Raw genomic sequence first — 2,872 nt, forward strand, 5'->3', positions numbered from 1 at the left:
CCCGCTGAACCACGCGAACAGAGTCAGCACCGGTTCCTCGCCGCCCACCCCGCCCCCCCCCCCCCCCCCCACCCCCCCCCTCCCCCCCCCCCCCCCCCCCCCCCCCCCCCCCCCCCCCCCGGCCCGCGGTTCAGCCGTCCCCGGCACTCCCGGGGTCCTCCGCGCGTCCGTCGAGGTCCTGTCCGTACCAGGCGCGCAGCTCCTGTTTCATCGACCGCTGGAACGCGATCACCAGCGCCTGCACCACCAGTGGCTGCATATGGGCCGACAGCGACTTCTTCGCGCGCACCCGCTCCGGACCGGCCTCCGACTCCCGGTCCCGCTGCGGCCCCCACACCTCGTCGCGGAACAGCCGCCCCAGCTCCCGCGCCGCGGAACGGGTGTGGTCCACCACCACCGCGTGGGCCGCCAGTATCGTCTCCAGCGCGATCGGCACGTCCAGCAGCCGCATCCCCAGGTTCAGCACCCGCGGGTCGATCCGGAAGACCTCCGGGTCCGCGGTGGGCTCCAGGGCGTCGAGCGCGGCCAGCCGGTCGATGTCCTCCCGCGTCAACTCCCGCCCCGCGCGCCGGGACAGCTCCTCCCGGCTGATCTCCTCGGGGGCGTCCGGGGCCCAGGAGGCCACCATGGCGCGGTGGATGGCCAGGTCGTCCGGGCTCATGTCCTCCGGGAGCCGGCCGAGGTAGCGCTCGATGGCGGCCAGCGTCATCCCGTGGTGCTGGAGCTCCTCGATCAGCGCGAGCCGCGAGAGGTGCTCGGCACCGTAGCGGCCGACCCGGCGGGGGCCGATCACCGGCGGCGGCAGCAGTCCTCGGGTGCCGTAGAAGCGGACCGTGCGGACGGTCACCCCGGCACGCGCCGCCAGTTCGTCGACGGTGAGAGTCGGTTCCTCGGTGTCGGGGGTGGTCATCGGGGCGCGCCTCGCTCTCCGCTGTGCTGCTCCATCAGGTTCATCAGTATTGCTGTCTCATCACCACTGTGAAACCTCTCGCCGCAACCTCGCCACCGGAGATCGCCGCGAGAACGGTTGACGCCCTCCAGCTCCCTCAATACTGTGCGACCCCGTTCATCTCTGTTTGATTTCTTGGGAATCTGTGAGGTGGGGTGGGAATTGAGTACCAGAGCAGTCAGACCCGGCAGCGGCCCCCGAGGGCGCCCGGCCCGACGGCGGCCCGGTCCGGGCCACCGAGCACGGCGACACCGTCCGCGTCACCGGCAAGGGCTTCCGCTACACCTTCGACACGAAGAAGGGCGTCCTCACCTCGATGCGCGCGGACGGCCGGCAGCATCTGCGTTCCGGACCCGAACTGGACGCCCGGCGGGCCCCGATCAGCAATGAACGCTCCGACTGGGGCGCCGCCGAGGGCAAACGCTGGCGCACCCTGGGCCTGGACCGGCTGCGCACCACCGTGGACGGGGCGGAGGTGGCCCCCGGCGACGAGGCTCCAGGCCTACGACACCCTCCGGTGGTACGGCCGCGGCCCGGTGGAGAGCTTCAACGACCGCAAGGACGGCACCCCCATGGGGGTGTGGTCCTCCTCGGTGCGGGACCAGTACGTCGAGTACCTCAAACCGCAGGACCACGGCAACCACGACGACGTCCGCTGGGCCTCGCTCACCGACGGCCATGGTGGCGGACTGCTGGTCTCCGGCGATCTGGAGGTGGCCGCCACCGCGTACGACGAACTCGACCGCGCCGCCTGTCCGCACTTCCTGAAGCGCAACGACGGCTGGAACACCCTGCACGCCGACCACGCCGTCACCGGGGTGGGCGACACCCCCAATCCGGTCCGCGACGGATACCGGGTGAAGGCCGACCGGGCCTATGACTACACCCTCACCCTGCGCCCGCTCCGCCCCGGCACGGCGGCGCATACTGGAAGGAGCAACCACTGAGCCCCCAGAGGTGTCCGCGCGGGCCGGACCCGGTCCGGCCCGCCGCTTCCGGGACGACGATGAACGAGCGCGGCCCCCGCCCCACCGGCGTGGACCACCGACCGCCACCCACCGGCGGCATCCTGTGGTCCATCGCGGGGGAGGTGCGCAGTGTGCTCGCCCTGCCCGCCGCGCTGACCATGCAGGTCGCCCACCCGGCCGTCGGAGCGGGCGTGGACCAGCACTCGGTCTTCCGTACCGACCCCTGGGGGCGCGGTGAGCGCTCGCTGCGCTCGGTACAGCTGTGGGTCTACGGCGGGGACCGTGCCGCCGCGGAGGGCCGCAGGCTGCGCGCCCTCCACCGCGGTGTCCGCGGTGTGGACGCGGCGGGCCACCCGTACCACGCGCTCGATCCCGAGCTCTACGGCTGGGTGCACGCCACCGGCTTCCCGGTCTATCTGCGCGCCCAGGCCTATCTGGGCGCCCGCCCCTTCACCGTCGCCGAGGAGCGCGCGCTGTACGCCGAGTGGCGGTGTGTCGGCCGGGTTCTGGGCATCCCCGAACGCCAACTGCCCGTCCGCGTCGAGGATTTCTGGACCTACTACCGGTCGGTGGTGCGCGAGCGGCTGGCGCCCACCCCCGTCGCCCGTGAACTGGCCGACCCCGGCGCCGCCGTCCCCGCCCCCGGCACGGCGCCGCTGCGGCTGCTCTGGCCGGTGCTGGGGCCGCTGTTCACCCGGTTCCGGGCCTTCCTCACCGCGGGGCTGATGCCGCCGGACGCGCGGGCCGCCATCGGCCTGGAGTGGACGGCCGCCCAGGAGCGCGGACTGCGCCGGTTCGGCCGGGTCGCCCGGGTGCTCGTACCGTTGCTGCCGGAGCGGCTGCGCTATCTGCCGCTCGCACGCGAGGCACGGGCCCGGGGGGGGGGGGGGGGGGGGGGGGGGGGGGGGGGGGGGGGGGGGGGGGGGGGGGGGGGGGGGGGGGGGGGGGGGGGGGA

At 74.2% G+C, this 2,872-nt stretch carries 3 protein-coding genes and 1 pseudogene; 3 read left to right on the forward strand and 1 reads right to left on the reverse strand.

The annotated features are described in order from the left end of the window. Positions 1 to 130: 130 nt before the first annotated feature. Positions 131 to 910, reverse strand: a complete 780-nt coding sequence (locus tag AC07FT_RS22305; RefSeq protein WP_471193573.1) for a MerR family transcriptional regulator — start codon at positions 908 to 910, stop codon at positions 131 to 133. A gap of 355 nt (positions 911 to 1,265) precedes the next feature. Here AC07FT_RS22305 and AC07FT_RS22310 point away from each other — a divergent pair. The 3 genes and pseudogenes from AC07FT_RS22310 to AC07FT_RS22320 form a co-directional block, all read left to right on the forward strand. After that, positions 1,266 to 1,346: pseudogene (locus AC07FT_RS22310) on the forward strand (hypothetical protein); the annotation flags it as partial. Between the two features lie 139 nt (positions 1,347 to 1,485). Next, complete coding sequence (locus AC07FT_RS22315) at positions 1,486 to 1,896, forward strand: beta-galactosidase small subunit-related protein (RefSeq protein WP_479177779.1); 411 nt, start codon at positions 1,486 to 1,488, stop codon at positions 1,894 to 1,896. Positions 1,897 to 1,955: 59 nt separating this feature from the next. Next, a partial coding sequence (locus AC07FT_RS22320; RefSeq protein WP_479177780.1) for an oxygenase MpaB family protein occupies positions 1,956 to 2,872 on the forward strand: 917 nt, incomplete at its 3' end.

It is taken from the genome of Streptomyces sp. NPDC045899, from assembly GCF_056431485.1.

What these genes read in the sequence shown, in the direction of transcription:
- AC07FT_RS22305 (WP_471193573.1), bottom strand. Translation starts at nt 910, where the DNA reads ATGACCACCCCCGACACCGAGGAACCGACTCTCACCGTCGACGAACTG.